Source organism: Amycolatopsis suaedae, from assembly GCF_004214935.1.
Taxonomy (GTDB): domain Bacteria; phylum Actinomycetota; class Actinomycetes; order Mycobacteriales; family Pseudonocardiaceae; genus Amycolatopsis; species Amycolatopsis suaedae.
This window is the reverse complement of record NZ_SFCC01000018.1, coordinates 83,346-108,989: the sequence shown is the minus strand read 5'-3', so window position 1 is coordinate 108,989 and position 25,644 is coordinate 83,346. Positions and strand designations below refer to the sequence as shown.

Below are 25,644 nucleotides of genomic sequence, written 5' to 3'. Positions count from 1 at the left end.
ATGCGAAGGTGGCATAAGATCAGGTGGTGGACCTGATCGGGGCGTACCGGGCGTTCGTGCATGTCAGCGAGCGCGGCAGCTTCACGCTCGGCGCCGCGGCGGCGGGGATTCCGCAGCCGGTCGCCAGTCGCCGGGTCGCCGCGCTGGAGGACCATCTCGGCGGCAGGCTGTTCGACCGGTCCACGCGGCGGGCATCGCTGACCCCGTTCGGCCTGGACCTGCTGCCGTCGGCCCAGCGGCTGGTGCGGCTGGCCGACGACATGGAGCACGAGGCCCGCCGGGCCCGCCTGCGGCCGATGCGGGTCGCGGTGCCGCAGACCTGCGGCGTCCGGGAGCTGGCCAACCTCGACGCCGACGCACGCGTCCACGACGTGTTCCTCGACTTCCGGCCCGCGCCGCCCGGGCAGCGGGCCGAACTCGTCCGCAACCGGGAGGTGCGAGTGGCGCTGGTGGCGGTTCCCGAGTCCGACGGCGCGTGGACGGTGCCACTCGGCGTCGCCGGCTCCGGCGCCGCCGGCACGGGTGCGGTGTACCTGGAGTCGTTGCGGGCACTGCGATCCGAGCCGGCCGGCCGCAGGCGGGTGTGGATCCAGCCCGAGGACGACGTCCCGCACATCCGGGACCGGGTGCTGCGGATGCGGGACGCCGTCGGGCTGCGGCCGTCGCAGGTGAGCGTCGCCGACTCGCTGGTGTCGGCGACCGCGGACGTCCTCGGTACCCATAACCTCCTGCTGTGTTCCCGCGCTCAGGCCGGCGAGCTCGGGCTGAGCTGGCAGCCGATCGGGGAACTGCGGCTGGCGCGCGGGTACGACCTGGCGGCGGCCGTCGCCGACGACGCCGCCCGGTTGCGGGCCTGCGCCGCCGGTATCGCCCGTTGCCTGGGTGCGGAAGGAAGTGCCGGGTGAACGACGACGCGTTGTTGCGCGAGCTGGGCGAGGAACTCGACGACGCCGGGTTGCGTGGCTCGTTCCTGGTCCGCGACCTGCGGTCCGGTGCGGAGCTGGCGATCGATCCCGACCTGGAGTTCCCGTCGGCATCGCTGGTCAAGGTGCCGCTCGTGGCGGCGACGCTGGAGCGCATCCGCACCGGGGAGCTGGACGGTGCCCGGCCCGTTCTCGTCGAGCCGGGCGAGGCCGTGGTGGGGCCGACCGGCACCAGCCAGTTCCGCCACCCGGCCCGGATCGCCGTGGAGGACCTGCTCTATCTCGCCGTCGCGCTGAGCGACAACACCGCCGCCGACACGTTGTTCGGCCTGACCCCGCCGGACCGGGTGGCCGCGATGCTGGGGGAGTGGGGCGTGCGGGGCATCACCGTGCGGCACGCGATCCGGGAGCTGAGCGACACCGTCGCCGAACGGCTGGACCCCGCGGAGAAACACCTGGCGCAGACGCTGGCGATCGGCTCGGGCACCGTCGGCCGCGGCCACCCCATCCCGCAGCTGGACGTGACCAGGGGCAGCTCCGGTTCGGCACGGGCGTTCGTCGATCTGGCGCAGGCGCTGTGGACGCCCTCGCGCATTCACCCGGACGTCGCCGCCAGGGTGCGGGAGCTGATGCGGCTGAACCTGCTGCGTCAGCGGCTGGCCCCGGAGTTCAGCTCGGACGCGTCGGTGTGGTCGTCGAAGACCGGCACGTTGCTGAACCTGCGGCACGAGTTCGGCGTGGTCGAACACTCCGACGGCGGCCTGTTCGCGGTGGCGGCGCTGACCGAGTCGCGGGTCCCTGCCGTCAGCCAGCCGGGCGCCGAGGCGCTGATGGCCCGCGTCGCCAGGGCCATGCGGGATCAGCTGCGCCGCTGAGCCAGCAGTTCCCTGGCGAGCGCGTCCGCCCACCAGCGTTCGACCCGGTCCGCCGGCCAGCCCCGTTCGACCGTGAGCGTGGTGTAGACGTCGATGTTGCACAGCGCCGCGTAGATGTCGACGGCGGCGGCGACGTCGAGACCGGCACGCAGGACACCGTCCGGCCACGACGAGAACACCCGCACCCTGGTCTGGTCGCCCAGCCGCCTGCCGTCGGCGTAGGCGCCTGCCAGGTCCGGCTCGGTCCGCCCGGCCTCCCGGAGCAGGACGATGACGTCGCCGGAGCGTTCGAACAGCCTGCGGTCGTAGCCGGACATGGCCGCGAGCTGCCCGGCCGGGGTGGCGCCGGGGGCGTCGAGGTCGGCGAGCATGCGCGGCCTGTCGGCGGTGAGGTCGGCGGCGTCGGCGAGTGCCCTGGCCAGCCCCTTCTTCTGCCCGTAGGCCGAGTACACGGTGGGGACCGAGACGCCCGCTTCCCGCGCGACGTCGCGGACGGTCGTCGCAGCCCAGCCCCTGCTGACGAACAGGGCGCGGGCGGCGCGGGCGATCTCGGCCTTCGTCTGCTCCGCCTGTGCGGCCCGGCGCGTCGAGTCGTACCGGCGGCGGCCTGGTTCCGCTGTCATTCGCACCTTTCGGTTGAACTTCGCTACATTGATTATATGACTGATAAAACCAAATTGACGGGCGTCGCCGCACTCGGCTTCGCCGCCCTGATCGTCCTCGGCAACGCCGTGCTGGTGCCCGCCGGGTTGCCCACTCCGGGGACCGGTGCCGCCGAGGCGCTGGCTTTCTTCGGCTCGCAGCGGGACCTCGTCGCCGCCGTGACGGTGGTGCTCCCGCTGGCCTGGGTGGCCTCGACGGTGTTCGCCGCCGGTGCGCTGGCGGCGCTGTGGTCTGCCGATCGCGTGTGGGCACTGGTCGGTTTCGCCGGGGTGGTGCTGCAGAACGCCGTGTTCAGCGTGGTGATCGCGCTGCGGCTGGCGCTGGCCGGCGAGGGCGCGACCGGCGGGCTGTGGAGGCTGCACGACGTGCTGATCGCGTTCAACGGGACGTTCCTCGCCCTCGCGCTGGTGGGCTTCACGCTCGGCGGGCGGCGTGCCGGGCTGGTCCGCCGGTGGCACGCCGCCGTCGGGCTGACCGGTGCGGCGCTGCTGTTCGCGGGGGCGACGCTGGCCCCGTGGGTGACCGCGGAGCAGGGCCCGCTCAGCCTGGTGGGGCTGGCCGGCTGGCTGCTGTGGGCGGTCTGGCTGGGGGTTTACGGCGTGACCCTGCTCCGCGGCCGGATCACCGCAGCGTCACCGGTAGCCGCGTGAGCCGGACGCCGTTGACGCCCGCCTGGTGGACGGGTAGTTCGTCGAACGGCATCTCCAGCCGGGCGGCGGGGAAGTCGGTGCGCAGGATCCGGAGCAGGGTGACCAGTTCGAGCTGGGCCAGCTGGGCGCCGACGCAGTAGTGCGCGCCGGCGCCGAACGTCAGGTCGTCACCGGCATCGTTGATGCCCTGGATGTGGGCCAGCACGGGGGAACGGGGCGGCAGGGTCTGGCCGTCCAGCTCGATTTCCTCGGTGGTGAACCGCCACAGCGTGAACGGGGCGGGCGAGTGCCTGCGCACGACGTCGCGGACGAACGTCTCGTCGTCGGTGTCGCCCTGGTGGCCGGCGAGGTGGTGGGCGATGAGGAAACCGAGCGTGGCCTCCGTGGTGATCTGCCCGGCCATCACCAGGCCGAACAGCAGGTAGCCGACCTGCTCGTCGGTGAGGTCGGCGGGCAGGCGGGAGCGCAGCTCGGCCGCGCCGGAGTCCGGGACGTGCAGTGCCGTGGCGGTGAGCCGGGTCAGCTCGACGGTGCCGCGCCAGATGTCCTCGCCGGTCCCGGTCGTCATGCCACGCAGGGCGGCGGTGACCGCGTCGAGGTGTTCGGCGGGGACGCCGAGGACGTGGCAGATGACCGAGAGCGGGTACCGCATGGTGAAGTCCGCGGCCAGATCCGGCCCGGCCGCGCCGAGCAGGGTCCGGGCCAGCTCGGCCATCCGGCCGGTGTGCTCGCGCAGGCGGCGAGCGGTGAACAGCGGCGTGTGGGCGCGCCGCAGCCGCAGGTGTTCCTCGCCGTCGAGGGTGGTCAGCGACGGCTGCTGCCCGCCCGGCGGCTCGAGGCCGTTCTCCCAGGTGCGCCAGTGGGCGGGGGCGAACGCGGTGTCCTTGGTGATGCGCCGGTCGTTGATCGCCCGCCGGGCCAGGTCGTTGTCGGCGATCACCCACACCGGCCCGCCCGCGGGCGACTCCTCCCTGCGCAGTGCCGGGCCGCGTGCGGTGGCCCGGTGATCGCCGAGACGGAAAGTGGTCGAGGTGAACGGGTTGGTCATGGAATCCTCCCCAGGTCGCTAGGTCGCCTAGCGAAATTACCACCTTTGGTGCACCGGTCGCTAGGCTGCCTAGCATGATCGACGAGGTCGAGCGGCGGGAACGGCGGCGCTGGCAGGCGGAGGACCCGACGTGGGCGCTGTGGGAGGTCACCCGTACCGCCAGCGACGCGGGCCGGGCCATCGCGCGCCGGATGGGCGTGTCGTACAACGACGTGCGGGCGCTGGAAGTGCTGAGCGACACCGGAGGCGGGCTCGGCACCGTCGAGCTGGCCGAACGCCTCGGCATCCGTTCGGCGTCGGCGACCGAGATGGTCGACCGGCTGGTGGCGGCCGGTCACGTCCGCCGCCGCAAGCACCCGACCGACCGCAGGCGCATCGTCGTCGAGCTGACCGAACAGGGGTGGCAGGCGGCGATGCGGGCGCTGGGTCCGATGCTGGCGCGCTTCGACCGGGTGGCGAGGGAACTGGGTGAGGACGCCGAGGTGGTCACCGCCTATCTGCGGGCGATCGCGGCCGAACAGCGGGCCTACTGCGCCGACGAGTCCTGACCCCTCCAAACCACAACCGCCCCGCCAGCCACCACGAACGAGGCAACCCACCCAAGCACCGGAGCACGTGAAGGCCACCATCACCACGTCACACGTAATGAAGGTGGCCTTCACGAGCTTGACCTCAGGCCCACGGCTCTACGGCCAGGAATCCGTGCTGCGCGCCGACAGCACCGACCGGGTCTCCTTCTAATCCGCTTGCCCCGCCCGGCGAGCCACGGGCACGCTGCGGTGATGCGCTTCTCGATCAACATCCCGAACTTCGGGGACTTCGCCGACGCCAGGACGGTGGCAAAGGTGGCCGCCGCGGCGGAGCAGGCAGGCTGGGACGGGTTGTTCGTCTGGGACCACGTGCTACTGGACAAGCGAAGGGTCCCGTTCGGCGACCCGTGGATGCTGCTGACCGCGGCCGCCCTGGCGACCTCCCGGATCAGGCTCGGGACCCTGGTGACGCCGGTGGCCCGGCGGCGGCCCGAACAGCTCGCCCGCCAGGTGGCCACGCTGGACGCCCTCAGCGGCGGCCGGGTGATCTTCAGCGCCGGGCTGGGTGGGCCGGTCGGGCCGGAGTTCGGCAGCTTCGGCGACACCACCGACGCCGTCGTGCTGGCCGAACGCCTCGACGAGGGCCTGGACCTGCTGGAGCGGTACTGGTCCGGCGAGCCGGTGAGCCACGACGGCAAGCACTTCCGGGTCGACGACGTGACCCTGCTGCCCGCGACCGTGCAGCGGCCCCGCCCGCCGGTCTGGGTCGCCGGTTTCTGGCCGCACCGCAGGCCGATGCGCCGCGCCGCACGCTGGGACGGCGTGGTTCCGCTGTTCACCGATGCCGGGCACGGCCGGGTTCCGTCGGCCGAGCAGGTCCGGGAGGTCGTGGCCTACGTCGACCGGTACCGCGCCGATGGGCCGTTCGAGGTCGTCGTGGGTGGTATCAGTCCCGCCGGGGGCCGCGACCTCGTCGCACCGCTCGCCGAGGCCGGCGCCACCTGGTGGGACGAGCGGCAGCTGCTCGGCGGCGACGACCTCGACAAGCTCGCCCCGGTGCTGCGCCGCGTCGAACAGGGACCCCCGAGTTGACCTTCGTAAGATTATGGTCTTAATCTTACGTCCGTGCCTCGTCATGCCGACCCAGTTCTGCGCCGCCGGCAGGTGGCCGACGCCCTGCTGCGGGTGGCCGGCGCCGAAGGGCTGGACGCGGCGAGCATCCCCCGGATCGCGCGCGAGCTGGGGGCTACGACCGGGCTGGTGCAGACGTACTTCAGCAGCAAGGACGAGCTGCTCCTGTTCGCCTTCGACCACCTCGGTGAACTGGTCAACGACCGGGTCGAGCGGGCGCTGAGCAGTGACAGCTGTGCCACCATCGGCGAGCGGCTGTTCCTCGGAATGAGCGTGCTGGCCAGTGCCGACGAGTCCGAACAGGACGGTGAGGGCCGGATCTGGCTGGCCTTTCTCGCCCGCGCCGCGGTCCATCCCGCGCTGCGCGCACGGCACGTCGCCGGCACGGCCGCCGTGCGGGACAAGTGCCGGTACGCCTTCGCGATGGCCAGCAACGCGGGTGAGGTCGACCCCGGTCTGGACCCCGGGGACGCGGCGCTCGCGCTTGCCGCCTTCGCCGACGGGGTCGCGCTCCAGCGGGCGCTGGAACCGGAACTGGTCACCAAGGACGTCGCCCGCGGGCTTCTCCGCGGCTACCTCGACCGAATCTTCGCACGGCAGCACTGAAACCAACCTGGGGGAAACGTTGACCGTCGGCCTGATCCTGTCCTTGATCGGCCTCGCCCTGCTGGACAGCACCAGCATCGGCACGCTGTTCATCCCGGTCTGGCTGCTGCTCGCGCCAGGCCAAGTCCGAATTGGACGGGTACTCGTCTACCTCGCCACGATCACCGCCTTCTACTTCGGTGTCGGCCTGCTCGTCGTGCTCGGTGCCGGGAAGGTCGCCGAGGTCCTGGGCGGCGCGGTCGACAGCCGGGTCGCGCTGTGGATCCAGCTCGTCGTGGGCGTGGGCCTGTTCCTGCTCAGCTTCCGGTTCGATCCCAAGCGCCGCAAGGACACCGGTGGTGTGACCAGGTGGCGCGAACGTGCGATGGCGGAGTCCTCGTCGGTGGTGTGGCTGATCGGACTGGCACTGCTCGCCGGACTGATCGAGGTCGCGACGATGCTGCCCTACCTCGGCGCCATCGGCATGATCACGACGTCCGGTGTGGACGGTGTCACGGCGGCGACGCTGCTCGCGGGATACTGCGTGGTGATGGTGGTGCCCGCCCTCGTCTTGCTGGGCGCGCGCCTGGCCGCCCGTGCGCGCGTCGAGCCGCTGCTGAACCGGATGAACACCTGGATCACCGGCAAGGCGAGTTCGGCAACCGGCTGGGTACTCGCCATCGCGGGCTTCCTGGTCGCCAGGGATGCCGTCGCCCGGCTGTGGTTTCCGCAGCTGCTGGGGAAATGACGGCCGGTCCGGCTACGCCGGCTCCGGCGCCCACGACGGTGGCGTGGCCAGCAGGTCCTCCGGCGCGCTCAGCCGCCACGCCTCGTAGACCAGTTCGGCCAGCTCGTCGGCCTCGACCCCGGCCAGATGCACGACGACCCAGCCGAAACCGCCAGCGGTGAACTGCTCCTCGAACACGTCCGGCCGCTCCGACACCAGCGCCCGCTGCTCGGACAGCGTCTGCTTCAGCCCGACCGTCTGGGTACGCGGCCAGTAGTAGCCGAACCGCTTGCCGCGCACGCTGTAGGACGTCCAGTCGCGCCCCTGTCCCTGCTCGATCTCGTCGAGCGAGTCGACGAGCCGGTGGAAGTCCTCGCTGCTCGCGCTCATCCGGCCCTCCGCTCCACGATGCGCCGCATGTTCCGCTCGCCCCACTCGCCGAGCGGTACGAGGGCCTCGTTGAGCGTCGCGCCGAAGTCGGTCATCGAGTACTCCACCTTGGGCGGCACCTGCTGGTGCACCTCGCGGTCCACCAGCCCGTCGGCCTCGAGCTGACGCAGCTGCTGGACGAGCATCTTCTCGGTGATGCCCGGAACCTCCCGCCGCAGCTCGCCGAACCGCAGCCTGCCGTGCTCGGCCAGCGCCCACAGGATGAGTGATTTCCACTTGCCGCCGACGACGTCGAGTGCCGCGTCGAGACCACAGGAGTACGGGCCGTGGGCCGTCATGCTGGATCCTTACCTGAGGGTGGGTATCTGACTTCGAAGTGGGTACTTGCCGGATCATACGGTGCCGTCGAGGGTAGCGGTATGAGACGTTTTGGGGTCATCGTGATGCCGGACGCGCCGGCAACCCAGCTGACGGCACGGTTCCGCCGCATCGAGGAACTCGGATTCGACCAGCTCTACCTCGCCGACCACATCGGCGACTTCCGCGACCTCTCCGGCCCGTTCCTCGACGGCTGGAGCCTGCTCGCCGCCGCGGCCGTGCAGACGTCGCGGATCGCGCTCGGGCCACTGGTGAACAACCCGATCCTGCGCGAACCCGCCGTACTCGCCAAGCAGGCCATGACGGTGGACCAGTTGTCCCGCGGCAGGCTTGAACTCGGCCTGGGCGCCGGTGTCTTCGAGTCCGACCACCAGGCCGTCGGCTCACGGCCGTGGCCGGTGCGGGAGCGGGTCGGCCGGTTCGCCGAGTACACGGCGATCGTCGACGGAATCCTGCGTGCCGACGGCAAGCCGTTCACCTTCGAGGGCGACTGGTACCGGGTGCGGGACGTGCCGACCGCGCCGGGGCCGGTGCGGCGGCCGCCGATCATCGTCGGCGGCCAGGCGCCGACCCTGCTGCGGGTCGCCGCGGAGCGAGCCGACATCTGGAACTCCAACGGGCAGTTCGGGGCGCCGGTCGACGAGATCGTCGCCCGCACGCGGGAGCAGAACGCGCGGCTGGACGAGCTGTGCCTCGCGGCCGGCCGCGACCCGTCTACGCTGCGGCGGCAGTTCCTGCTCTGGGACACCACCGATCCGCTGGCACCGGGTGCCTCGCTGGAAGACCTGGTGGGCCGGCTGAGCGAGGCGGGCATCGAGGCGTTCGTCCTGGGCTGGCCGGAGACCCCACGGCAGGCGGAGAAGTTCGAGCGGCTGGCGGCAGAGGTCATCCCGGCGCTGCGCTGACCGGATGTGACATCGGATGGGAACCTGTCAACACTCGCCCGCGTCGGATGGGTACTTTCGACGCGAAGGGGGAAGGCCGTGGGGTTTTCCGTGGAGCCGGAGGCCGTCTGCGCTCTCGGCAATCTGGTGGCGCGGGCGGGTGACGCCGCGGACACTTACCGGGTCTGGTTCGACCGGGTGGCCGGTGACGGAAGTGGCCAGGACACCGAACACGGTGAGGGATTCCTGGCCCAGATCTGGCCGAAGCTCGACGAGTGGCAGGAGATGTCGCAGAGCCTGGCCCGGTCCGCCGTGGGGCTGGCCGGCACCGCCGGGACCGAACTGTGCTGCGCCGGGTGCTGGTACTCGGCAGTCGACAAGCGCGTGGCCGAGCGGCTGGACGGGATCCATCCGGAACCGGACGCCGCACCGGTTCCGCCGGACGACGTGCCGGGCCCCGGCGAGGCGAGGAAGTTCCGGGACGCGCTGCCGGTGGGCTACGCCGGGCCCGACCAGCACAAGCTCGAGGACCCGTCGTGGTGGCCGGTCAAGGCATGGAAGGAGGCCGAGGAGCTCACCGGGCTGGGCGGGTCGCTCGGCGACGTCGCCGCGTTGATCAAGGTCCTGACCGGTAGCGACAAGGACTTCATCGAGATGCTCGGCGACGCCCTCGTCGGCGACTGGAGCGTGCTGCAGAAGCAGGCCGTCGTCTACGCCGACGCCGCAGAGGGATTCGGGAAGATCGCGGTCAACATCAAGCACGGCCAGTACGGGATCCAGGAGCCGTGGACAGGGGAGGCCGCCGACCGGGCGAAGAACTGGCTCGCCGCCTACCACTCCGCCGTCACCCAGCTCGCCCAGTACTTCGACCATGCGAGCCAGGTGATCCAGGCACTGGCGCAGACGGCCTACCACCTCATGCAGACGATCCGGCACAGCGTCAGCGCCGCGATCGACATCGCGTTGCTGATCCTCGCCGAGGGCAAGACCATCGCACTGAAGTCGGGCGAGGACCTCGTCGAGGTGATCCAGCATGTGCTGGCGAGCCTCGGTCGCGGCGGCAACATCATCGAGTTCCTCGAGAACCGCGACCTCGTGCAACTGGTGCACCTGGTGCTGTCCTTCCTGGACGCGTTCGGTATCGCTCAGACGGCGGTCAGCACGCTGCTCGGCTGGGGCCACCAGATCGCCATGGGCGAGGCCTCGGCCAGGGCCGCCGGCATCACCATCGCCGCGGCGGAGCCGCCGCGGTGGCCGGAGTTCTACGAGCACCGCGACGCCGAGTGCCCTGCCAAGCGCGAGCGGGCTCGGTTGTGACCGGAGGGACCATGGACAACCCGTTCGAGACGGAACAGGGACAGCGGGCCCGCCAGACGATGCTGCGGCTGCTGGCCGCGACCGGTGGCCCCAGTGGCGACTTCGCCGCCGAGGTGGTCGCCGGGCGGCGGCAGCCGCACGAGCTGCTGGCACACGGTCCGGTGCGGGAGGAGCTTCTCGTGCAGGCACAGGGCTTGTCGCGGCTGATCGACGCGTTGCCCGCCGAGGTGCGGCAGCGGCTGGCCGCCGAGGCGTGGGCCGGACTGGAGCAGCAGGTCGCCGAGCTGGCCACCATGGACGCCGAGACCGTCGAGGCGACCGAGGACGGGCTGCGGGAGCTGGCGGCCCGCGCGGCCGACCGGGAGAGCCCGGCCGCGGCGGACCGGGACCCCGGCGACGATGACGACGGCTGGTACGACCGGCCCTACCTGGAGCAGGTCTGACGCTCAGCCGTTGAGGCGCCTGTCCAGATGGGTCAGCGTGGTGCCGAGCGCCACCGCGTAGACGCTGATCCGGCGGGCCCAGCGGGCGAACGTCCCGTCCCGCACCGCCGCCACCGGAAGCGGCAGCGTGAGCGCCACCAGGTCCAGGACGAGGTCGTGCACGATCCGCCGCGTCTGCGCGACGAGGACGCCGACGCTTTCGGTGATCTCGGCCAGCGCGGCGGAAATCGCGCCGAGCTGCCTGATGCCCTCGACGTTGTTGGCCATCAGGTTCCGGTGTTCCTCGGCCGCCGCCCCGTGCCAGCCGGGGATGTCGCAGGCGACGTGGTCCGCCAGCTCCACGGCCATGGCATGCAGTTCGTTCGCGATGTTGTACCAGGTCGCGGCATGTGAGGTGATGACGTGCGGCTTGCCGGTCAGCTGGTCCAGCACGTCCCGCAGCGGCTCGACGTGCTCGATGGTCCAGCCGAGACGGGCCGGGGCCGCCTCCGGTACCGGCGCCACGAGCGACGGCAGCGCCGCCAGCCGCACCGGGTCGGGTTCCGGGACCGAGGTGTCCGCTGCGTCGCACAGCGACACCCCGATGAGCCGGAGGTTCTCCTCGATGAACGCGAACAGCTCGTCCTGGCGGACGTGGCGGGCCCGGAACGACTCGGTGACCCACCGGCAGAGCAGCCCGCAGGCGCTGTCGTCGTCCGCGATCGACGCGCTGGCGTCCTTCACCGCGGTGAACCGCAGCCGGATGGACTCGACGTTGCCGGCGTGCCGGACGATCTGTCCGGCAGCCGTTGCTGGGGCTGGCACTACGGTGAGACGGTGCGCAGGGCTGTCTCGTTCCGGGTGCTCGGTCCGGTGTGCGCCGAGATCGGCGGGCGGGCCGTGCCGCTCCCGCGCGGCCGGGTACTGACGCTGCTGGCCGGTCTGCTGGCACGGGCGAACCAGTTGGTGCGTACCGATCAGCTGGTCCGCTGGCTGTGGGACGGCGACGGTCCGGACAACCCGAAGTCGGCGGTTCACACGATCGTGCGGCGGCTGCGGGACGTGCTCGGCGACGACGTCGTGCGGACCGTCGCGGGCGGCTACCGGCTGGACGTCGGCGCGGCCGACCTCGACCTGACGCGGTTCACCACGGCGGTGGCCCGCGCCGATGCCCTGGTGGCGGACGGGGACCTGCGTGGGGCGGCGGCGGAACTCCCCGCCGCGCTGGCGTTGTGGCGTGGCGACCCGTTCGACGGCGTGCCGTCGCGCCGGCTGCGGGACGAGGAGGGTGTTCCGCTCGCCGAGCAGCGGCTCGCCGCGCGCCTGCTGCTGGTGCGGGTGTGGTCGAGGCTCGGCGAGCACGCGCTCGCCGTCGGCGAGCTGAGCGCGTTGCGTGCGGAGTACCCGCTGCGGGAGGAGATCCGCGAGCTGCTCGTGCGTGCCCTGCACCAGGCGGGCCGCCGCGCCGAGGCACTCGCCGAGTACCACGACACCTGCCGGGTGCTCGCCGCCGAACTCGGCCTCGACCCGTCACCGTCGCTTCGCCGCCTGCACCGGGAGATCGTGGGCGCGGATTCGGCACCGCCCGCCCGGTTCCGCGGGCGTGACGCCGAGCTGGCTGAACTGGACCGGTTGCTGGGAGCGGAAGCCGGTGTCGTGGTGATCGTCGGCGCGCCCGGTGCCGGCAAGACGGCGCTCGCGCTGCACTGGGGAGACCGCGCGGCGGAACGGTTTCCCGACGGCAGGTTGTACGTCGACCTGCTCGGTGGCGCGGTGCGTGCGGGCGAAGCACTCGCGTGCCTGCTGACCTCACTGGGCGTGCCGGCCGGCCGGGTGCCGGAGGACGTCGACCGGGCGTCGGCCCTGCTGCGGTCGCTGCTGGCCCGGCGCCGCGCGCTGCTGGTACTGGACGACGCCGGGGCCGCCGACCAGGTGCGGCCGCTGCTGCCCGGGGCGACCCGCAGCAGGGTGATCGTGACCAGCCGGCAGCACCTCGCCGGGCTCACCGTCACCCACAGCGCGCGGCTGCTGCGTCTCGAACCGCTCACGCTTCCCTGACCTCGGCGAGGGCACGCGCGTGGACGAGCCGGTGGCCGGTCGCGCCGCTGATGGTGACCGCCGCCCGCGCCGCCTCCGCCGCGGCGTCCGCGTCGATGGCGCGCAGGACGGTAGCCCGGACGAGGTGGGCCAGCGCCGCCAGGCCCCGGCAGCCGACGCGGCCGGACAGGTCGAGCGCGCGCCCGAGATGGCCGAGCGCGCGGTCCGCGCGGTCTTCGGCCGCGGCGAGGCCGATCAGCAACTCGACCGTGGCGTACCCGAGCCGCGACCGCTCCGCGAGAGCCAGTGCCTCGGTCAGCTGAGCGGCCGCCGCGCCGGCATTGCCTTGGTGCAGCTCGACCATCGCCGTGACGTAGCGGGCGCCCGCCTGACTCGGCCGGTCGGCGGCGCTCTCGGCGAACCGCAGCACCCGGGCGGCGTGGTCGGCGGCGTCCGCGTGCCTGCCCTGATCGACATGGAGCCTGGCCAGGGACAGCTCCGCCCGCGCGGTGGCCAGCGGGTCCAGTCCGGACACCAGCGCGTAGGCCCGCAGCAGTGCCTCCTCGGCCTCGGCGAGGTTGCCGCGGTGGTGGTGGACCCTGCCGGTGGCCAGGAGTGCGGCGGCGACGCCGACGTCGTCGCCCGCGGCCACGGACTCGCGGAATACCCGGTCGGCGTAGTCCATCGCCTCGTCGAGCCGCCCGGCCTGCTCGGCGATCGTGCTGAGGTTGTGGAAGGTGAAGGCGTGCCGGTCAGTCAGTGTGAGCACCCTGCGGTGCTGCGCGGCGGCGGTGTCCAGGGAGCCGGTGTGCTGGTGGGCCATGCCCAGCAGCCAGCGGATCGCGCATTCACCGGTGGGCCAGTCCGCCTCGTCCAGGAGCGGAACGGCCCGTTCGGCGTGTGCGATCGCCTCGGCGTAGTCGCCGGTGCAGTGGTGCAGGTGGGCGAGACCGGCCAGCGCGGCGACCCGCGCGACGGCCGTGTCGGCCGCCGTGTACGCGGCCTCGGCGGCCGCACGCCAGGCTTCGAGCGGCCGGGCGGAGTGGAAGTAGGTGCCGAGCGTGAACGTGAGCTGCCAGGCGTGGGCACCGGATCCCGTGGCGGCGTCGAGGATCGTGGCGACGAGGTTGTCCTGTTCGGCGTCGAGCCAGCGTTTGGCGTCCCGCTGGTCGCGGGGCGCTGCCGGCCGCAGGCCGCAGGGGACCGGTGGCAGCGGCGCGTAGGCGATGGCCGGGTCGAGCGCGCGGATGGCGTTGTCGGTGCTGTGCAGATACCAGTCGTGCAGCCGCGTCCGCGCCTGGCGTAGTTCGGTGTCGCGGTCGGTGGCGTGTGCGCGTTCGGCCGCGTACTCCCGCAGCAGGTCGTGCATGGCGAACCGGCCCGGTGCGGTCTCGCGGAGGAGTTGTGCCGCCGTCAGCGCGTCGAGGTGCCGCCGGGTCGTGCGTGGTGCCGTCGCCGCGAGGGCGCCTGCCGCGGCGGCGCTGACGTCGGCACCGGGTGCGGTGCCGAACAGCCGGAACAGCCGCCGCGCCGGTGGCGGCAGCCGCTGGTAGGAGGCGTCGAACGCGGCCCGGACCGCCGCGTCCCGGTCGCCGGTCACCTCCAGCGCGTCCAGCCTGCCGTCGCGGAGTTCGTCGAGGTAGGCACGGGGTGACGCGTCCGGCCGGGAGGCGACGTTGGCGCCCGCGATGCGCAGCGCCAGCGGCAGGCGCCCGCAGAGTTCGCTCAGTTCGGGCAGGTCGGCGTGGCCGGCCCCGGTGGGAAGTATCCCGGCCAGGATCGCGACGGCCTCGCGGGCGGTGGGGACGTCGAGTGTCAGCCGGTTCGCGGGCAGCTGGTGCAGGCCGTCCCGGCTGGTCACGATGGTGGCGACGCCGGGGGTGTCCGGCAGCAGTGTCCGTACCTGGCCCGCGTTGGCGGCGTTGTCCAGCACGACCAGCATGCGCTTGCCCGCGAGTGTGCGGCGGTAGAGCGCCTCGGCCTGCCCGGGATCGGCCGGGATCCGTCCGGCTGGCACGCCGAGCGAGCCGAGAAGGTACCGCAGGGTGGCACCGGGCGTGCGGGGCTGGCCGGGTGCCCAGCCGCGGAGGTCGACGAACAGCTGCCCGTCCGGGAACCGCGCGGCCGCACGGTGCGCCCAGTGGACGGCGAGCGCGGTCTTGCCGACGCCGGGCGGGCCGGTGACGACGGCGGTTCCGCCCGCGTGCAGCCAGCTGTCCAATTGGGACAGTTCGCGGTCGCGGCCGCTGAACCCGGTCAGGTCGGACGGCAGTTCGGCAGGCGGCACGGTGGTCGCCGGTTCGCGGGCGACGTCGCCGAGAACGGACCGGTGCAGTTCGCGCAGCGCCGGTCCGACGCCGGTGGACAGCAGGCCGCTGATACGACGATATTCGGCCAGCGCCTCGGCGCGGCGGCCAACGTGATGGAGCAGGCGGATGAGGGCTTCGCTGAGGTCCTGGCGGGACGGGTGCTCCGCGGTCAGCCGGGCCAGCTCGGTGATCGCCGCGGCGCGGTCGCCCAGCGTGCGGGCCCACAGCAGGGTGGCCAGGACCCGCTCGTTCTCCAGCCGGGGCACGACCTCCCGCCGGAATCCGGGTGCGTCGACGTCGGCGAACGCCGGGCCGCGCCACAGCCCGAGCGCGAGCCCCGCCAGCCGGGCCGCCTCGCCGCGTGCACCCCGTTCCTCGTGGCGGCGCGCGGTGTCGGCGAGCGACCGGAACCGCAGCAGGTCCAGTTCCGCTGGGGTGGCCGGGACGGTGTAGCCGCCGGGCCCGGTGCGGACGACGTCGTGACCGACGCCGGCCCGCAGCCGCCGGACGGCGGTCTGGATGGCGCCGCGCGGATCCCTCGGCTCGTCGTCCCACAGCCAGCCGCGGAGCCTGCCCAGCGGCACCAGCTCGTTCGGCCGCGCCAGCAGGCAGGCCAGCAGTGCCGCCACGCGGCCGCGCGGCAACGCGACCGGCTCCCCGTCGACGACCACCCGCAGCGGCCCGAGAACCTCGAAGCTCACCCCCACCCGGAGGAGGCTAGTGGAACCTCTCCTGGGCGGAGAACTCGTCGAAGTAGTCATCATCGTCGGCCCACTCGCGGCGCCGGGTTGGTGGTGTGGTGGGGGCGGGCTCCGGCGGCTTCGTGAGCCCGAGGTCGGCCAGCTGTTCGGCGGTCGGCGGAGGCAGCGACTGGACGGACTGCGCTGCCGCTGCGACGCCGGGGTCGGTCAGGGCCTGGCCGCTGGCGATGTCGCGCCACGTCAGCTCGCCGGCCGCGATCCGGGCCTTGAGCTCCTGCCACTCCGGGGTGTGGAAGCGCGCGTTGGCGTACTTTTCCAGTCGCGCTACATCCTCGTCGCTGATCGGCTCCCGTGCGGCCTCCGCCTCCGCGATGAGGGCCTCGCTGTCGCGGACGACAGTGGTCACGTGGTCGGCGACAGCGTCGAGACTGCGTGCGGCTGCCTCCATCTCGGGTGTGTACCAGTCCTCGCTCATCAGCCGGTCCTCGACCGGATGGTCTTGGTGATGTCGTCGGCCTTGCCGACGACGTCTTTGCTTCGATTTTCGAGGTCGGAGAACTTGGTGTTCAACCCCGCCCCCTTGCTGGTGATTTCGCCATAGCTCTGCTGCACCTGCTCCAGCGTGCCGACAGAGGGGATCTTGGCGACAGCGTCCTTGAATTCGACGAGCGTGTCGAGGTACGCGCGGGCAGCGTCGACGAGCAAGCTCATGGAGTCCCGGAGCTGGCTGAGCTTCCGAAACGCAGCGAACACCTCTTCGAGATTTTCATGCAGTGTCTTCACGTCAGTGAAGATGTCGGCCACGTACTCGAAGAGCGTGCGGACCCATCCGACCCCTGGGATCAGTCGCTTTACGACGAGGTCGCGCACCATCCTGAAAATGTTGACGATCTGGTTCGCTGCCGCCGTCGCGATGGTTCGAGCCAGGTCGCCGATTCTGGCGAAGCCGCTGCCGATGAACTCGCACACTTTGCCGCCGACGAGTGCGGCACCCCTCGTCCAGTAGGTCTCGACAAAACGTTGCATGGCTTCGGCTGCCGGGCCGTCCCAGAGTTCGGCGGCGACAAGCTTGGTCAGGTTGCCGCCGAGGTTGCCGGCGAACTGGGCGAACATCGTCCCGACCTTCTGCCATACGACGCCGTTGACCTCGATGCTGAGATAGTTTCCGGAGAGCGGCTCGACAAGGCTTTCCAGGAAGCCTCCGCCGCCACCCAGGTTGAACTGTCGCCACGCCCAGTCGACAGTCGCCACTATCGGGTCGCTTTGGATGTTGAGCTCTTTCTTGAAGTTCATATCCGGACGCTCGACCTGGAAGGTCGTCAGCTGCGTTACATGGAAGGCGGATGTACCTACGCCATCCAGCTGCTGATCTTCCTTGGGAATGGCCACTACTTGCGCTCCTTACGGTCCCGGGGGTTGCCGTCCTTCGGCTCCTTCTCCGGAGGCTTGATCACCTCCGGTGGTTTGCCGACGACGCTTGCCGGTGAGAGATACTTTTCGTACTCGCCTCGCCACCACTTCTCAGTGCGTTCGAGTACCGTCCGGTGATCGGCATCGGCCCCTTGGACAGCTCTCGCCGCATCGAGCAGACGGTCGCCGAGCTCGCACAGCTTCCTGCGCATCTCCTCGAACACCGGTGTGACTACCGCGTTCCTGGCCGTGTCGCAGAGGTCACCTATGGGCGAGAGCAGAGTGCGTTTGTCGTCAGAGTTGAAACCGTGCTTGTTGAGTCCCTCGTCGACGACGAATCTCTCGATCACGGGCAGCGTCAGGCGTGCCTCGGCGCCCAGATAGACGGCGAAGTCCCTGACCTGGGCCGGATCCATCCGGAATCCGTTCATTCGCTCGAAACCTCTCTCATAGCTCGCGGTCGGGCTGCTTCAGCTCGCCGATGGTTTCCGGGGTGACGGTGCCGTCGGGGAGGAACACCTCGGCGTGCCGCTCGTCGATCAGGTAGTCCGGGGTCTTGCGTTCCTTGTCCTCCTCGCCCTTGCCGCCGGCCCCCGGGGCGCCGCCGAACGGGCCGAACTGGCCACCGGCTCCCCGGCCACCCGCGGCGCCGGCCCGTGCGGCGCCCGCGCCGTCGAGGCCGCGGGACAGGCCGCCGGCGCCGGTTCCCATACCGCCCGCCCGGCCCGCGCCGGAGCCGGACCCCGCGGACGTACCCCCGGGCATCCCGCCGCCGGGGCCGCTTCGGCCGGCCCCCCACGAACCGGCCGCGGCGGCACCCGGGTCGGCGCGGCCCGTGCCGGGGAGCGGGCCGTCCGAAGTGGACCGTGCTGGGCGGTAACCGGTGTCCGGCCGGACACCGGCCGGGGTGGTGGTGTCGCCGGGACCGGCCGGCTGGGGGAACCGGCCGGTCCCGGGGCCCGGCCGGGTGTCGCGCCACTGCCCGGGTGGCCGGCGTGGCGGGTGGGATCCCGGCGGGGTTCCTGGGGGTGTTCCCGGAGGCACCACGGGCGGTGGCACCACCGGCGGGGGCGTCACGGGAGGCACCACAGGTGGGGTAGGGGGTGGCGCGAGCCCGGGGACGCCGGGCGGCGGGCTGAAGGCGGGTGTGGTCGTCGCGGTCGCGACCGTGGCGTCGAACTCGGTCACGACCCGCACGGCACGCTCGCGCGCGGCCTCGGCCCGCTCGTAGTCCTGCCACACCTGGTTCATCGACCGCCAGTAGGTGACCGGGTTGTCGATCTCCGACAGGCGGTTGAGTTCGTCGTCCAGCGAGAACGCCACCGGCGGGTTGTCCGCGAGCTGCTTCTGCGCCTCGTTCAACGCCTGCGAGTGGATCTGCTGCTGGTTACCGGCCAACTGGGCGCCGCGCCCGGCCTCGCCGACCCAGCGCGCCAGCCCCGCCGTGTAGGCGCGGGCCGCGTCGCCTGCCGGGCCACGCCACTCCTGCTCGGAACGGTTGATCGCCGCGGCGAGGGTGTGCTGGAACCCGGCCAGCGCGTTGCCGACCTCGACCCACTTCTCGGACTGGATCGACACCGCGACCGGATCGGCGTCGGTGTTCAGCAGCCGGTCCAGGTCGTCGTGGAACATCCAGTCGTAGTGCGCGAACGGCGGCTCGCCGGGATCGCGCAGGGTGAGCCCGTCGGCCAGCCGGATGCTGTCGGCCTCGACGGTCTCCTGGTAGCGCTGGTTGACCTCGCTGTCGAGCAGATCGTCCAGGCAGGACTCGGCCCAGCCGCCGCGGGCCTGCTCACCGACCCGCGCGCTGATCTCGGCCCGCAACTGGTGGCCGGACGGGATCCAGGTCTGCGTGGGACCGACGTAGTAACGCGACGCGGGGTCGGTCGTCAGGTCACGGGGATTCACGGTCACCCCCGGTCCAGGCCGGGAACGCCGCACCGGAGCCCGGCCCGGTCGTCGGCTTCCTCGTACGCCCGCATCGCCCGTTCGAACGCGGCTTCGGCGTGGGGCAGCAGGTCACGCAGCTCGGTGAGCCTGGTGAGGAACCCCTCGGCGTCGGCCGCGGTGTCCATCAGCACGCCGCCCGCCCACTGCCCGGCGGTGGACTCGCTCAGCTTCGGCCGTTCGGTGAGCACGGCGAGGTCGGCCAGCGTGCTGTCGCTGAGGTAGTCCCGCAGCGTCCGGATCCCGTCGAGCAGCTGCCGCGCCGTGGCGGGGTCCACCGCGAACCCGCCACCCGCGGCCTGTTCGGCCAGTGCCTTCGCCTGTCCCAGCAATCCCGTCATCAGCGCACCCCCGCGAACTGGACGTCGTCGACGGCCGCCCGCAGCACGCGAGCCAGCCCGGTCTGGTCGGCCGCCGTGTACACGACGGCGTTTCCGGCCTGCTCCACCAGGTAGCGGCCGTGGTCGGTGTCCACCCAGGACAGCCGCCTGCCGGTGACCCGCGCTCCCGCCCGGCCGACGCCGTCGACCGCGGCGAATCCGGCTTCCCGGTGTGTTCCGCTCAGCAGCAGGGCAGCGGAGTCCGGCTCGCGGCGGGCCGTGGTCCAGCCGCCGGCGGCGACCGGCGACGAACCGAAGAACTCGTCGTCGTGCTCGGCTCCGCGGTCCGGTGTCACCGGGACACGCACCTCGGCGGGTCCGGTGCACCGGGGCGCGGCTGGAAGTTCGCCGACGAGAACGGCGACGATGTCCTCGTCGTCATAACACTCGAAGCTCAGCTCGTCACCCTGCTGCCGCACGGTCACCGCGTCCCGGCCGTCGGTCAGTCCGAGCAGCCGGAACCGGGCACCCGCCAGCCCGACCGACACGCGAGCGCTGCCGAACAGCCGGATCGCCTGCCGCACGTGCGGGTTCAGCTCCCCGGCGACGGACAGACGTCGCGCGGCGAGATCGTCGATGACGATCCTGAGCACCGCGGCCAGCCGGGCCGGGTCGGCTGGCAGTGCGGGCGGATCGAGCGGGAACCGGCGCAGGTCGGTACCGAGCGCGCGGCCGGCCATCGCGGCCTCCACGGTCGTCAGGGTGAATCCGAACAGGTGAGTCATGGCCGTGCTCAGCCGTCCTCTCGCATGCCTGCGGCGGTTTCCTCCACCTCGCGCAGGATCGCCTCCCGCTCGCCGGGGCCGATGTAGCGGCCGCGGATCATGACGCCGTGGATGGCGGTGGTGTTCGTGATGTCGGCGATCGGGTCACCGTTCAGCACCACGAGGTCGGCGTCGTAGCCGGGCGCGATCCGGCCCGACCGGGTGCCGAGGAACGCCGCGGGCTCGACGGTCGCGGCCCGCAGCGCGGCCCGCGTGCTCAGGCCGGCCTCGGTCAGCAGCCGCAGCTCGTCGTGCAACCCGAACCCGGGGAACACCGCGGGGCAGCCGCCGTCCGTCCCGGCCATGATCGGCACCCCGGCCTTGTGCATCGCGCCGACCAGCCGCAACCGGTGCTCGAACACCTCCGCCCAGTCGGCATCCTGCTCGGGGGTCCGGCCCTTCAGATAGATCTCGTCGAGCACGGTGTCCAGCGCCCGCAGCTGGCCGGGCGGGAGGTAGCGCCGCCGGGGATCGTCCCGGTCGACGGTCCTGGCGTTGTCCAGACCCCGGTACATGATCAGCGTGGGCACCTGCCGCGCCCCGAACCCCGCCAGCCGGTCGAACAGCGCGGCCGCCTTGTCCGCGTCGAACGTCCTCCCCGCCCGCAGTTCCAGCGGGTGGGTCTGGTTCAGCCAGCCGTTGTAGTCGCCCTCGCCGAGCTGGAACTCGTCCAGCCGCGCGCGTATCTCGGCCTCCCGCCGGGACGCGCCGTACATCGTCCAGGTGAGGTGCTCGAAGCTGCGCTGCCCGAGCGTGACGGCCTCGGCGATCGGAACGTGGTCCGGGCAGTGGCCGGCGTAGTGGGCGTCGTGCCTGCGCACCTCGTCGGCGACGGCACGCAGCGCGCGCCGGGGCAGCCGGGTGTACACCTTGACGAAGTCGGCGCCGGTGGCAAGCTGCTCACGGACCGCCGCCCGGGCGTCCCGGTCGCCGGTGACCTGGACGACCTCGACCAGATCGGGGTCCCACAGCGTCGGGCGGCCGTCGATGATGCGGCTGGCGATAGTCGAGCGCGGTCCGAGCAGGGTGCCGGCTTCGGCACACCGCCGCCACTCGTGCAGTTCGGGCGTACCGGACATCTCCCGCACCCTGGTCACCCCGTTGACGACCAGCAGCGGCAGGTCGATCCGGGCGAACGAGCTGTGCTGGTGCATGTCGGCCAGCCCCGGGATGACGTACCGGCCCCGTAGGTCGACGACCTGCGCCCCCTCGGGCGCGGCGAGTTCGCTCGCCGGCCCGACCCGTTCGATCCGCCCACCGCGCACGACGATCGTGGTGTCGTGCCGGTGCGGTCCGTCGGGATCGACAACGATGCCGCGCGTGAACGCCACCGTTTCGGTATTTCCCACCGCACGCCCCCTCAGCTGCTGCTCGCCGAGACGCTAGCGGGGGGTCACTGACAGTTCGCTTTCACTCGACCGGCATCCGTTGTGACCGGCGTCACGCGTGCGGAGCGATGAGTCCGCGGCACCGGCCTGGTCCAATCCAGCGGCACGAATACAGGAGGTCCACGTGAGCCAGCTGCTGAAAGTCCAGAACTTCACCGTCTCCAGTGACGGCTTCGCCGCGGGGGAGAACCAGACCCTCGAACGGCCGTTCGGCCACGCCGATCCCCAGGAGATGTTCACCTGGGCGGGCGCCACCGCGAGCTGGCCCAACCGCACCGACCCGGGCGGCAGCCGCGGCCTGGACGACTACCTCACCCGCGACTTCGCGCACAACATCGGCGCGGAGATCATGGGTCGCAACAAGTTCGGCCCGCAGCGGGGCCCGTGGACCGACCACGAGTGGCAGGGCTGGTGGGGCGACGAGCCGCCGTTCCACACACCGGTGTTCGTCCTGACCCACCACGAACGGCCGTCGTTCACCCTGTCCGACACCACGTTCCACTTCGTCAACGCCGACCCGGCCACGGTGCTCGGGATGGCGAAGGAGGCGGCGCAGGGCAAGGACGTCCGGCTCGGCGGCGGCGCGACCACCATCCGGGAGTTCCTCGACGCCGACCTCGTCGACACCCTGCACGTGGCGGTGTCGCAGAAGGTCGAGCTCGGCTCCGGGGTGCGGCTGTGGAAGTCGCCGGACGAGCTGCTGGACCGGTTCCACCTCGACGTGGTGCCCAGCTCCAGCGGCGTCGTCCATCACCTGTTCTGGCGCAAGTGACGAGAAGGGGACCCCGGCGGCACCGGGGTCCCCGCGCTCGTCGTGATCAGACTCCGGCGACCTGGTTGATCCAGTCGCGGTAGCGGGTGATGTTGGTGTAGGCGGTGTTGTTCGAGCGGTCGCTGGTGGACGCGACGCCCACCTGGCGGCCCGAGGCGAACATCGGGCCGCCCGAGTCACCGCCGGCGGTGATGCCGTCGATGCGGTTGGCACACACCGCGATGCCACTGAGGTAGTCACGGCAGGAGACCGAGTTGACCCGGACGTTGGCGTACTTCAGGTACCGCGACTGGCAGTTGATCTCCGAGCCGCACCGGCTCGTCGCGCCCCAGCCGTAGACCTGCACGGTCTGCCCGACCGACACGTCGCTGGTCGTGCCGAGCGGGGAGTAGGTGGCGTTGACCGAGGTGCTCAGCGTGGCGATGGCCAGGTCGGCCGAGCCGGGGTAGCGGGTGATGGAGCTGGCGGTCGCCATCGTGCCGCCGGTGGTCTGGTCGAGGCTGCCGATGCGGAAGGTGTAGGTGCCGCTGCTGCTCACGCAGTGCTTGGCGGTGAGGATGTGCCGCGGCGTGATGATCGTCGCGGAGCAGGTCTGCCTGCCGTTGACGAACAGCCGTGCCGCCCACGGCCCGCTGGTGGCCTGGTGGCCGCCGATGATGAACGGCTGGACCTGGTCCGATCCCTGCGGTTCCTGGGTGGCGAGTGCGGTTGGTGCGGTCAGCCCGAGCAACGCCAGCAGCGCGCTGCCCAGCAGGACGGCGAGAGAGCGCAGTCTCATGTTTCCGGCTCGATTCTGCGGCACGGGTCGCGGCCGCGTGGGGAGGGGAGGGGCGGCTCAATTCTGTGAGCGGAAATCCGGGCCCTGGAACCGACGAAAGTCTCCTGGTCCAGACCAGTGGTACCTATTCTGGTCCGGCTCGACGCATGCCGGTCAGCTGCGCAGTCAGCACCGTTGATCCATTCGGCCGAGTGGCCCGGGAACGGGGGCGCGTGATGGACTGCGGGCGTGCCGCACACCGCCGAACACCGGGACACCACCGATCCACTGCGTGACTACCGGGACCGCTTCCTGCCCGCCGGCGACGACGTGATCGCCTACCTCGACGGCAACTCGCTCGGCCGCCCGCCGAAGGCGGCGCTGGAGAAGATCCAGTACCTGGTCGGGCAGCAGTGGGCGGGACGGCTGATCCGCGGCTGGGCCGAGGGCTGGGTGGACCTGCCGACCCGCCTCGGCGACCGGCTCGGCGAGGCGGTGCTCGGGGCCGCGCCGGGACAGGTGGTGCTGGGGGAGTCGACCTCGGTGTGGCTGTACAAGGTGCTGCGTGCCGCCATGGCGATGCGGCCGGACCGCCGCGAGATCGTCACGGACCGCCGCAACTTTCCCACCGACCGCTACCTCGTCGAGGGCATCGCGGCCGAACTCGGCGGCGAGGTCCGGTGGGTGGACGACGTGAGCGAGGTGCCCGGCGTGCTGGGCCCGCGGACGGCGGTGGTGACGCTGAGCCACGTCGACTACTGGTCGGCCCGGATCGCCGACCTTCCCGGAATCACCCGGCAGGCCCACGAGGCCGGTGCGCTGGTGGTCTGGGACCTCTGCCACAGCGCCGGGGTCCTGCCGCTGTCGCTGGACGCCCACGGCGTCGACTTCGCCGTCGGCTGCACCTACAAGTTCCTCTGCGGTGGCCCCGGCGCGCCCGCGTTCGCCTACGTCCGGCGCGACCACCAGGGCGCGGCGCGGCAGCCGATCTGGGGCTGGTTCGGCCGCCGCGACCTGTTCGAGATGGCGCAGGGCTACGAGGGACAGCCCGACGTGCGCGGCATGCTGTCCGGCACGCCGCCGGTCGTCGGGCTCGCCGGGGTGGAGGCCGGTGTCGAGCTGGTCGCCGAAGCCGGCATCGGCCGGATCCGGGAGAAGGCGATCGCGCTCACCGGCTACGCCGTCCAGCTGTTCGACGACTGGCTGGCGCCGCTCGGGTTCGAGCTGGGCTCACCCCGGGACGCGGCCGTGCGCGGTGGTCACGTGACGATCCGCCACCCCGGTGCCCGCGAACTGGCGCCGAAGCTGATCGAGGCGGGCGTGCTGATCGACTTCCGCGCCCCGGACGGCATCCGGCTCGGGCTGTCCCCGCTGAGCACCGGCTTCGCCGAGCTGCGTGACGCGATGGACGTCCTCCGCCGGACGCTATCCTGAAGTGGAGCCAGGTTCCGGAAAGGAGGCGGCTGTGGCCCGCACGAAACGCGCCGACGCGGTGCGCAACGAGCAGAAGCTGCTCTCCGCCGCCGCCGAGGTGTTCGTCAGCGCCGGAGTCGACGCGCCGATCCGCGAGATCGCCGCGAAGGCCGGCGTCGGCATGGGGACGATCTACCGGCACTTCCCGACGCGGGCCGACCTCATCGTCGCCGTGTTCCGGCACCAGGTCGAAGCCTGCGCCGAGGCGGGCCCGGCACTGCTGGCCGCCGCCGGCTCGCCGTTCGAGGCCCTGCGGCAGTGGATCGACCTCTTCGTCGACTTCCTGGTCACCAAGCACGGGCTCGCCAACTCGATGCGGTCGGACAGCGGCGGCTTCGCCGCGCTGCACACCTACTTCCTGGACCGCCTGCTGCCGGTCTGCGAGCGGCTGCTGGACGCCGCGGTCGACGCCGGCGAGGCCGTGCCGGGAACCACGCCGCTGGAACTGATGCGCGGGGTCGGCAACCTCTGCATCGGACGCGACGACGATCCCGGCTACGACCCGCGCCGGCTGGTCGAGCTGCTGCTGCGCGGGCTGGCCGCTCAGCGGGCCACGTCGTAGACCAGCTTCTGGATGCCGTTGCCGTAGGACTCGCTCTCGACCAGCGTCAGCATCTGCTTGTCCTTGTCGGTGTCGCTGAACAGCCGCTTGCCCGCGCCGAGCAGGACCGGGAAGACCAGCAGGTGGTAGCGGTCGATCAGGCCGGCGTCGGACAGGTTGCGGTTCAGCGTGGCGCTGCCGTGGATGATGATCGGGCCGCCCTCGGTCTCCTTGAGCCTGGCGACGTCGTCCAGCGAGCGCAGGATGGTGATCTCACCCCAGTTGGTCACCAGGTCCTCCTCGCGCAGCGTGGTGGACACGACGTACTTCGGCATCGCGTTGTAACCGGCGAACACCTCGGTCATGCCTGGCCACACCGGGGAGAAGCCCTCGTAGCTGACCCGGCCGATCATCATCGCTGTGGCTTCCTCCTGCTCACGGCCCTTGATCTCGTAGGCGGCGTCGTCGGACGGGATGTCCTTGAACGTCCAGCCCGTGCTGCGGTGGCCGGGCTCGCCGCCCGGTGCCTCGACGACGCCGTCGAGCGAGACGAAGGCGGTGGTGATCAGGGTGCGCATGGCTGGCTCCTCGGTGGTTCCGACGCTGTTGTCGTCAGTGCGTCGAACGGAAGCTACCCGATTC

At 71.9% G+C, this 25,644-nt stretch carries 29 protein-coding genes; 14 read left to right on the top strand and 15 right to left on the bottom strand.

What is annotated here, in order from left to right; genetic code table 11:
• Window positions 1-26: 26 nt before the first annotated feature.
• Both EWH70_RS30225 and EWH70_RS30220 read left to right on the top strand, forming a co-directional pair.
• Complete coding sequence (locus EWH70_RS30225) at window positions 27-905, top strand: LysR family transcriptional regulator (RefSeq protein WP_130478963.1); 879 nt, start codon at window positions 27-29, stop codon at window positions 903-905.
• The gene (locus EWH70_RS30220) at window positions 902-1,798 is read left to right on the top strand and encodes a serine hydrolase (protein WP_130478962.1); all 897 of its coding nucleotides are present in this window, start codon (window positions 902-904) and stop codon (window positions 1,796-1,798) included. Before EWH70_RS30225 ends, EWH70_RS30220 begins: the two co-directional genes overlap by 4 nt.
• Here the strand turns inward: EWH70_RS30220 and EWH70_RS30215 are convergent.
• Window positions 1,783-2,421, bottom strand: coding sequence for a TetR/AcrR family transcriptional regulator (locus EWH70_RS30215; protein WP_130478961.1), 639 nt, complete (start codon window positions 2,419-2,421; stop codon window positions 1,783-1,785). The genes EWH70_RS30220 and EWH70_RS30215 overlap by 16 nt on opposite strands.
• Before the next feature lie 36 nt (window positions 2,422-2,457).
• On the opposite strand from EWH70_RS30215, the gene EWH70_RS30210 reads away from it, so the two are divergent.
• Window positions 2,458-3,111 (top strand): hypothetical protein, encoded by a 654-nt coding sequence (locus EWH70_RS30210; protein WP_205669320.1) that lies wholly within the window; start codon window positions 2,458-2,460, stop codon window positions 3,109-3,111.
• Here EWH70_RS30210 and EWH70_RS30205 read toward each other — a convergent pair.
• Entirely contained in the window at window positions 3,083-4,159 is a 1,077-nt protein-coding gene (locus EWH70_RS30205) for a cytochrome P450 family protein (protein ID WP_130478960.1), read from the bottom strand. The genes EWH70_RS30210 and EWH70_RS30205 overlap by 29 nt on opposite strands.
• A 74-nt stretch (window positions 4,160-4,233) precedes the next feature.
• On the opposite strand from EWH70_RS30205, the gene EWH70_RS30200 reads away from it, so the two are divergent.
• The 4 genes from EWH70_RS30200 (at window position 4,234) to EWH70_RS30185 (ending at window position 7,153) form a co-directional block, all read left to right on the top strand.
• Entirely contained in the window at window positions 4,234-4,707 is a 474-nt protein-coding gene (locus EWH70_RS30200) for a MarR family winged helix-turn-helix transcriptional regulator (RefSeq protein ID WP_130478959.1), read from the top strand.
• A gap of 234 nt (window positions 4,708-4,941) precedes the next feature.
• On the top strand, window positions 4,942-5,781 hold the full coding sequence (locus EWH70_RS30195; protein ID WP_130478958.1) for an LLM class flavin-dependent oxidoreductase: 840 nt from the start codon (window positions 4,942-4,944) through the stop codon (window positions 5,779-5,781).
• 33 nt (window positions 5,782-5,814) lie between these two features.
• On the top strand, window positions 5,815-6,426 hold the full coding sequence (locus tag EWH70_RS30190) for a TetR/AcrR family transcriptional regulator (protein ID WP_130478957.1): 612 nt from the start codon (window positions 5,815-5,817) through the stop codon (window positions 6,424-6,426).
• Window positions 6,427-6,445: 19 nt separating this feature from the next.
• Complete coding sequence (locus tag EWH70_RS30185; protein ID WP_130478956.1) at window positions 6,446-7,153, top strand: GAP family protein; 708 nt, start codon at window positions 6,446-6,448, stop codon at window positions 7,151-7,153.
• Between the two features lie 12 nt (window positions 7,154-7,165).
• Here EWH70_RS30185 and EWH70_RS30180 read toward each other — a convergent pair whose 3' ends face one another.
• A complete protein-coding gene (locus EWH70_RS30180) occupies window positions 7,166-7,522 on the bottom strand; it encodes an MmcQ/YjbR family DNA-binding protein (RefSeq protein WP_130478955.1) in 357 nt (118 codons plus the stop codon).
• The gene (locus EWH70_RS30175; protein WP_130478954.1) at window positions 7,519-7,860 is read right to left on the bottom strand and encodes a winged helix-turn-helix transcriptional regulator; all 342 of its coding nucleotides are present in this window, start codon (window positions 7,858-7,860) and stop codon (window positions 7,519-7,521) included. The genes EWH70_RS30180 and EWH70_RS30175 overlap by 4 nt, the downstream gene beginning before the upstream one ends.
• Window positions 7,861-7,941: 81 nt before the next feature.
• Between EWH70_RS30175 and EWH70_RS30170 the strand changes: the two genes are divergently transcribed.
• The 3 genes from EWH70_RS30170 to EWH70_RS30160 all read left to right on the top strand — a co-directional run bounded on the left by EWH70_RS30170 (window position 7,942) and on the right by EWH70_RS30160 (window position 10,544).
• The gene (locus EWH70_RS30170; protein ID WP_130478953.1) at window positions 7,942-8,805 is read left to right on the top strand and encodes an LLM class flavin-dependent oxidoreductase; all 864 of its coding nucleotides are present in this window, start codon (window positions 7,942-7,944) and stop codon (window positions 8,803-8,805) included.
• Between the two features lie 78 nt (window positions 8,806-8,883).
• Window positions 8,884-10,101, top strand: coding sequence for a hypothetical protein (locus EWH70_RS30165; RefSeq protein ID WP_130478952.1), 1,218 nt, complete (start codon window positions 8,884-8,886; stop codon window positions 10,099-10,101).
• 11 nt (window positions 10,102-10,112) lie between these two features.
• Window positions 10,113-10,544, top strand: coding sequence for a hypothetical protein (locus tag EWH70_RS30160; protein WP_240687309.1), 432 nt, complete (start codon window positions 10,113-10,115; stop codon window positions 10,542-10,544).
• 3 nt (window positions 10,545-10,547) lie between these two features.
• Here the strand turns inward: EWH70_RS30160 and EWH70_RS35650 are convergent, their stop codons facing one another.
• The gene (locus EWH70_RS35650; RefSeq protein ID WP_165436478.1) at window positions 10,548-11,348 is read right to left on the bottom strand and encodes a WXG100 family type VII secretion target; all 801 of its coding nucleotides are present in this window, start codon (window positions 11,346-11,348) and stop codon (window positions 10,548-10,550) included.
• A 12-nt stretch (window positions 11,349-11,360) separates the two neighbouring features.
• On the opposite strand from EWH70_RS35650, the gene EWH70_RS30150 reads away from it, so the two are divergent.
• Window positions 11,361-12,581: an AfsR/SARP family transcriptional regulator gene (locus EWH70_RS30150; protein WP_165436477.1), complete on the top strand. Its 1,221-nt coding sequence runs from the start codon at window positions 11,361-11,363 to the stop codon at window positions 12,579-12,581.
• On the opposite strand, the gene EWH70_RS30145 is transcribed toward EWH70_RS30150, so the two are convergent.
• Genes EWH70_RS30145 through EWH70_RS30110 form a run of 8 tightly spaced genes read right to left on the bottom strand, consistent with a single transcriptional unit; the run spans window position 12,568 to window position 21,402 of the window.
• Window positions 12,568-15,576, bottom strand: coding sequence for an AfsR/SARP family transcriptional regulator (locus EWH70_RS30145; RefSeq protein ID WP_165436476.1), 3,009 nt, complete (start codon window positions 15,574-15,576; stop codon window positions 12,568-12,570). The two genes, EWH70_RS30150 and EWH70_RS30145, sit on opposite strands and share 14 nt — an antisense overlap.
• Before the next feature lie 10 nt (window positions 15,577-15,586).
• A complete protein-coding gene (locus EWH70_RS30140; protein WP_130478948.1) occupies window positions 15,587-16,045 on the bottom strand; it encodes a hypothetical protein in 459 nt (152 codons plus the stop codon).
• The gene (locus EWH70_RS30135; protein ID WP_130478947.1) at window positions 16,045-16,959 is read right to left on the bottom strand and encodes a hypothetical protein; all 915 of its coding nucleotides are present in this window, start codon (window positions 16,957-16,959) and stop codon (window positions 16,045-16,047) included. Before EWH70_RS30135 ends, EWH70_RS30140 begins: the two co-directional genes overlap by 1 nt.
• Window positions 16,959-17,396 (bottom strand): hypothetical protein, encoded by a 438-nt coding sequence (locus EWH70_RS30130; protein ID WP_130478946.1) that lies wholly within the window; start codon window positions 17,394-17,396, stop codon window positions 16,959-16,961. Before EWH70_RS30130 ends, EWH70_RS30135 begins: the two co-directional genes overlap by 1 nt.
• A gap of 31 nt (window positions 17,397-17,427) precedes the next feature.
• Entirely contained in the window at window positions 17,428-18,894 is a 1,467-nt protein-coding gene (locus EWH70_RS35645; RefSeq protein WP_165436475.1) for a hypothetical protein, read from the bottom strand.
• Window positions 18,891-19,268 (bottom strand): hypothetical protein, encoded by a 378-nt coding sequence (locus EWH70_RS30120; protein ID WP_130478945.1) that lies wholly within the window; start codon window positions 19,266-19,268, stop codon window positions 18,891-18,893. The genes EWH70_RS35645 and EWH70_RS30120 overlap by 4 nt, the downstream gene beginning before the upstream one ends.
• Window positions 19,268-20,032, bottom strand: a complete 765-nt coding sequence (locus tag EWH70_RS30115; protein ID WP_130478944.1) for an ESX secretion-associated protein EspG — start codon at window positions 20,030-20,032, stop codon at window positions 19,268-19,270. The genes EWH70_RS30120 and EWH70_RS30115 overlap by 1 nt, the downstream gene beginning before the upstream one ends.
• Window positions 20,033-20,040: 8 nt before the next feature.
• A complete protein-coding gene (locus tag EWH70_RS30110) occupies window positions 20,041-21,402 on the bottom strand; it encodes an amidohydrolase family protein (RefSeq protein ID WP_165436474.1) in 1,362 nt (453 codons plus the stop codon).
• A gap of 181 nt (window positions 21,403-21,583) precedes the next feature.
• Here EWH70_RS30110 and EWH70_RS30105 point away from each other — a divergent pair, with 181 nt between their 5' ends.
• Window positions 21,584-22,231 (top strand): dihydrofolate reductase family protein, encoded by a 648-nt coding sequence (locus EWH70_RS30105; RefSeq protein ID WP_130478942.1) that lies wholly within the window; start codon window positions 21,584-21,586, stop codon window positions 22,229-22,231.
• Between the two features lie 46 nt (window positions 22,232-22,277).
• Here EWH70_RS30105 and EWH70_RS30100 read toward each other — a convergent pair whose 3' ends face one another.
• Window positions 22,278-23,009: a S1 family peptidase gene (locus EWH70_RS30100; protein ID WP_130478941.1), complete on the bottom strand. Its 732-nt coding sequence runs from the start codon at window positions 23,007-23,009 to the stop codon at window positions 22,278-22,280.
• 228 nt (window positions 23,010-23,237) lie between these two features.
• On the opposite strand from EWH70_RS30100, the gene EWH70_RS30095 reads away from it, so the two are divergent.
• Together EWH70_RS30095 and EWH70_RS30090 are read left to right on the top strand one after the other, a co-directional pair.
• Window positions 23,238-24,422: a kynureninase gene (locus EWH70_RS30095; protein ID WP_130478940.1), complete on the top strand. Its 1,185-nt coding sequence runs from the start codon at window positions 23,238-23,240 to the stop codon at window positions 24,420-24,422.
• A gap of 31 nt (window positions 24,423-24,453) precedes the next feature.
• Complete coding sequence (locus EWH70_RS30090) at window positions 24,454-25,023, top strand: TetR/AcrR family transcriptional regulator (RefSeq protein ID WP_205669319.1); 570 nt, start codon at window positions 24,454-24,456, stop codon at window positions 25,021-25,023.
• Here EWH70_RS30090 and EWH70_RS30085 read toward each other — a convergent pair.
• Complete coding sequence (locus EWH70_RS30085) at window positions 25,005-25,580, bottom strand: dihydrofolate reductase family protein (protein WP_130478938.1); 576 nt, start codon at window positions 25,578-25,580, stop codon at window positions 25,005-25,007. The two genes, EWH70_RS30090 and EWH70_RS30085, sit on opposite strands and share 19 nt — an antisense overlap.
• Window positions 25,581-25,644: the final 64 nt, after the last annotated feature.

Coding starts and splice junctions, on each gene's coding strand:
- EWH70_RS30215 (WP_130478961.1), bottom strand. CDS start 2,421: ATGACAGCGGAACCAGGCCGCCGCCGGTACGACTCGACGCGCCGGGCC.
- EWH70_RS30210 (WP_205669320.1), top strand. CDS start 2,458: ATGACTGATAAAACCAAATTGACGGGCGTCGCCGCACTCGGCTTCGCC.
- EWH70_RS30205 (WP_130478960.1), bottom strand. CDS start 4,159: ATGACCAACCCGTTCACCTCGACCACTTTCCGTCTCGGCGATCACCGG.
- EWH70_RS30200 (WP_130478959.1), top strand. CDS start 4,234: ATGATCGACGAGGTCGAGCGGCGGGAACGGCGGCGCTGGCAGGCGGAG.
- EWH70_RS30195 (WP_130478958.1), top strand. CDS start 4,942: ATGCGCTTCTCGATCAACATCCCGAACTTCGGGGACTTCGCCGACGCC.
- EWH70_RS30180 (WP_130478955.1), bottom strand. CDS start 7,522: ATGAGCGCGAGCAGCGAGGACTTCCACCGGCTCGTCGACTCGCTCGAC.
- EWH70_RS30175 (WP_130478954.1), bottom strand. CDS start 7,860: ATGACGGCCCACGGCCCGTACTCCTGTGGTCTCGACGCGGCACTCGAC.
- EWH70_RS30170 (WP_130478953.1), top strand. CDS start 7,942: ATGAGACGTTTTGGGGTCATCGTGATGCCGGACGCGCCGGCAACCCAG.
- EWH70_RS30160 (WP_240687309.1), top strand. CDS start 10,113: ATGGACAACCCGTTCGAGACGGAACAGGGACAGCGGGCCCGCCAGACG.
- EWH70_RS30140 (WP_130478948.1), bottom strand. CDS start 16,045: ATGAGCGAGGACTGGTACACACCCGAGATGGAGGCAGCCGCACGCAGT.
- EWH70_RS30130 (WP_130478946.1), bottom strand. CDS start 17,396: ATGGATCCGGCCCAGGTCAGGGACTTCGCCGTCTATCTGGGCGCCGAG.
- EWH70_RS30120 (WP_130478945.1), bottom strand. CDS start 19,268: ATGACGGGATTGCTGGGACAGGCGAAGGCACTGGCCGAACAGGCCGCG.
- EWH70_RS30115 (WP_130478944.1), bottom strand. CDS start 20,032: ATGACTCACCTGTTCGGATTCACCCTGACGACCGTGGAGGCCGCGATG.
- EWH70_RS30100 (WP_130478941.1), bottom strand. CDS start 23,009: ATGAGACTGCGCTCTCTCGCCGTCCTGCTGGGCAGCGCGCTGCTGGCG.
- EWH70_RS30085 (WP_130478938.1), bottom strand. CDS start 25,580: ATGCGCACCCTGATCACCACCGCCTTCGTCTCGCTCGACGGCGTCGTC.